The 3,143-nt window shown below is 65.4% G+C and carries 1 protein-coding gene; it reads right to left on the bottom strand.

The genetic code is table 11. The features are described 5' to 3' along the window. Positions 1-2,696, bottom strand: a 2,696-nt coding sequence (gene mobF, locus ACIGCK_RS14770) for a MobF family relaxase (RefSeq protein WP_396667003.1), incomplete at its 3' end; no start/stop codon positions are given. Between the last annotated feature and the right edge of the window lie 447 nt (positions 2,697-3,143).

Below are 3,143 nucleotides of genomic sequence, written 5' to 3'. Positions count from 1 at the left end.
GGGAACTGGTCGATGGCGACGTAGGCGTGGTTGGCGTCGCGGCCGCGGGTCATGGCGACGTAGAGGCTTTCGCGGGTCATCTGGGGTGAGTGGACGATCGCGTGTGCGGTGTCAACGGTGGCGCCTTGTGCGCGGTGCACGGTGATTGCGTAGCCGAGGTCGAGGTTGTGCATGGCGTAGTCGGCGGGAAGGCGTATGGCGCCACCGAATCTGGTTCCCGCACGGCGGACGGTGACGGATCCGTCGGTATGGATGTTGGTGATGCGCCAGCGGTCGCCGTTTCTGACCCAGCGAGGTCCTCCTGTGCTGAGTCGGCGGTCGTTCTTGCGAGTGATGACGAGGTCACCTTCGCTAGCTTCGGTGCCAGAGGAGAGAGTGATACTGGCCCCTGCGCTGGAGTGGCCGGAAAGGATGCGGTCGGTACGTGCCCGAATGTTCAGGGAGGTGACCGTTTCGAGGGTCTCGGCGACGAGGATGCTCTGTTTACCGCTTCGCATGTCGCTCTGCCAGGCGAGGTAGGCGCGTTCGGTGACGTCCTCGTAGGTGCCTGCGGTAATGCGGTCGTGGGCGTCGTAGTCATCGATGACGGACGGTTCGCCGAGGCGGAGGCGGAGGGAGGCGTGTTTCTCCCACGGGTTTCGGAATCGTCGTACGTCGTGGAGTTCGGGGGTGTGGTCGAGGTCGCGGGCGAGCATGCCGAGCGCTCCCCCGGCTTCGACGGCACCGAGTTGTGCCCAGTCGCCGACGAGGACGAGTTTCGCGCCAGCCTGTTCGGCGTGCGCGGCGAGGCGTGACAGTGCGATCGTGCCGGAGAGGGAGGCTTCGTCGATGATCATGAGTTGCCCGCGGCGCAGCCGCCATCTGCCTGCGTCGTGTTCGTGGAGCCACTTGACGGTGTTCTCGGTACGGATGCCGAGGTCGGCGGCGAGCACCTGCGCGGCATCGGCGGAACTCGCGAGCCCGACGACACTGTTCTTGCCGTGTGCGAGCTCCCACGCACGCCGCAGGGACGCGAGCGTGGTGGTTTTCCCCGTGCCTGCGGGGCCAATGAGCACGTCGACGGTACGCGCGGAGGTGGCGATGAGAGTGATCGCTGCAGCTTGGTCGGTGCCGAGCCTGCGACCCTTGCGGTCGGTTCTGCGGGTGACGCGCTCGAGCACGTCGTGCGGCACGAGTGGGGCGGTGTGGGTGTGTGCGAGACGCAGGAGGAGGTCTTCGGCATCGAGCATCTGCTGGGAGGTATACAGGGTGCCGTGCTTGATGCGGAACGTGCTGCTACCGTCGGGGCGCTGGAAATGTGCGGGCGACACGGCCAGCTCTGGCGGGGTGAGCTGTACCGATGCGGCTTCTGCCCGGTCAGCGATCAGGCCGGTGACCGCTTCCCGGTCGATGATCGATGCGAAGCGGATCCCTTTGAGGAGCCGGGAGGCTTCGGAGTGGAGGTTCCACCGCCTCCAGGTCGATCTGGACTCCCCGACAGTTGAGACCACGCGCTGCGCGATGTCCTCGATGGTCTCTAGCGGGATGTCGTCTGCTCGCAGGAGCGGCTGCGGCGCAGCACTGCCGATGGCGTCTTGCACCCAGTTGCTGGCGTCCTGCCCGAGCACGCTGGTGGCGCGGGCCCGCCAGCGTTCGGTGAGTTCGGCGAGCGCGTAGACCTGCTTGTCGGGGCGGGTGGCGAGGGTGGCTTGTGCGCGGAGCCGGATGATGGTCTTGCGTGAGGGGCGGCGGCCGTGCTGCTGTTCGTAGTCGGCGATGAGTTCGTCCGTGCGGGCATCGATCGCCTGGGAACGGGAGGAGAACTCCTCGATGAGGGTGTCGGGGATCCCGGTGATCTCCCACGCCGGTGCGCGCCTGGGGCCGCGGTCTCTAGCTTCCCATCCGATGCCGAAGTCGCGGGTGAGCTGATCGGCAAGGGCATTGTTGTAGTGCTCGCTGAGGGCGACCACAGCGGCGTGCATAGGTCTGCCGTCGATCGCACGCCATTTCCCGTCATGGACTCCCTGGACACGGTTCGCGATGACGAGATGGGTGTGCAGCTGGGGTTCGTTAGATCGGGAATCGTAGTGGTCGAACGCGGTCGCGAGCACGCCGGTGACTTCGACCTGGGAGAGGCCGTTGTGCCCGACTCTGGTCATCACCACTTCTCGTTCGAGGAGATCGAGAACCTGTGCCATCGCGTGGTGGTGGGCGCGGGCGATGAGTGCCTGGGTGCCGCCGTCTGCGACTGCCCACCACACGCTCACCGATTTCGGTACGGAGAAGGTGTAGTCGTAGCCGGCGACCGGATGCCGTGTCGGCCGTTGCCGCTCTTCCGTCTCGATGAGTTCGAGCTGCTGTTCACGTTCCGCTCCCTCGAGGATTTCGGGGAGGGCCTGGACACGGCGATCGATGCGCTCCTGCCGGGTCAGGAAAGAGCGGTAGGGCGATCCGAGCGGTTCCCCGGTGACCGGGTGCCTGCCTTGCCCGATGAGGAACCGTAGCTGTTCCTCAGTGACTTCCTCCTCGGCGGTGATCGCAGATGCTTCCAGGCCGGTCAGTGCCGACCCGGCCCAGAACCCGGGCGGGCTACCTTTCTCCTGGTAGTAGCGGGTCAACGCGTCAGTGAGATCACGATTGCCGTCGCCAGTGACGACGGACTTGAGGAGGTAGCGGTACCCCTCCCCCGCGGACATCACACGCATCGACACCGTCACATCGAAAGGTGCGCCGTTCCTCCCAGGCGCGTTCCCGGCGCCGAGGCCTCGCGCTTCCAAGACCCGCGGGCAGTACCGATGGGCGGGGCAGCGCCATCAAACACCTATGCGGCGCGTAGCCTACGTGCATTCAGGAGAACAGAAATGATTTGTGAGAGTGAAGAAGTTCCATGCAGAGGCGGAGGCTTGACATGCGATGTCGCCGCGGCTTGGGGATCGCAAGACTAGGCGGCGAGCGGAGCTTGTCGGCTGACCGAGTAGCGACCACGAATGTCATTGCCTGGCTCCAGCCTCCGGAAACTCTCGGGGTCGATGCGCCTGCATGGGCGCATCGACGACAGGGCTCTACTGCTTCTGCGGTTTAACGCCCAGTTCCTTGCTGTAGGCGACGCAGGGAAGCTCCACGCCGGAGGGCAGAGTATTGACTGCAGGACGACCATTGCTGTA

The organism is Microbacterium sp. NPDC078428, from assembly GCF_044542535.1.
Classification (GTDB): domain Bacteria; phylum Actinomycetota; class Actinomycetes; order Actinomycetales; family Microbacteriaceae; genus Microbacterium; species Microbacterium limosum.
The sequence above is the reverse complement of the archived record's forward strand: the minus strand, read 5'-3'. Positions and strand labels throughout refer to the sequence as shown.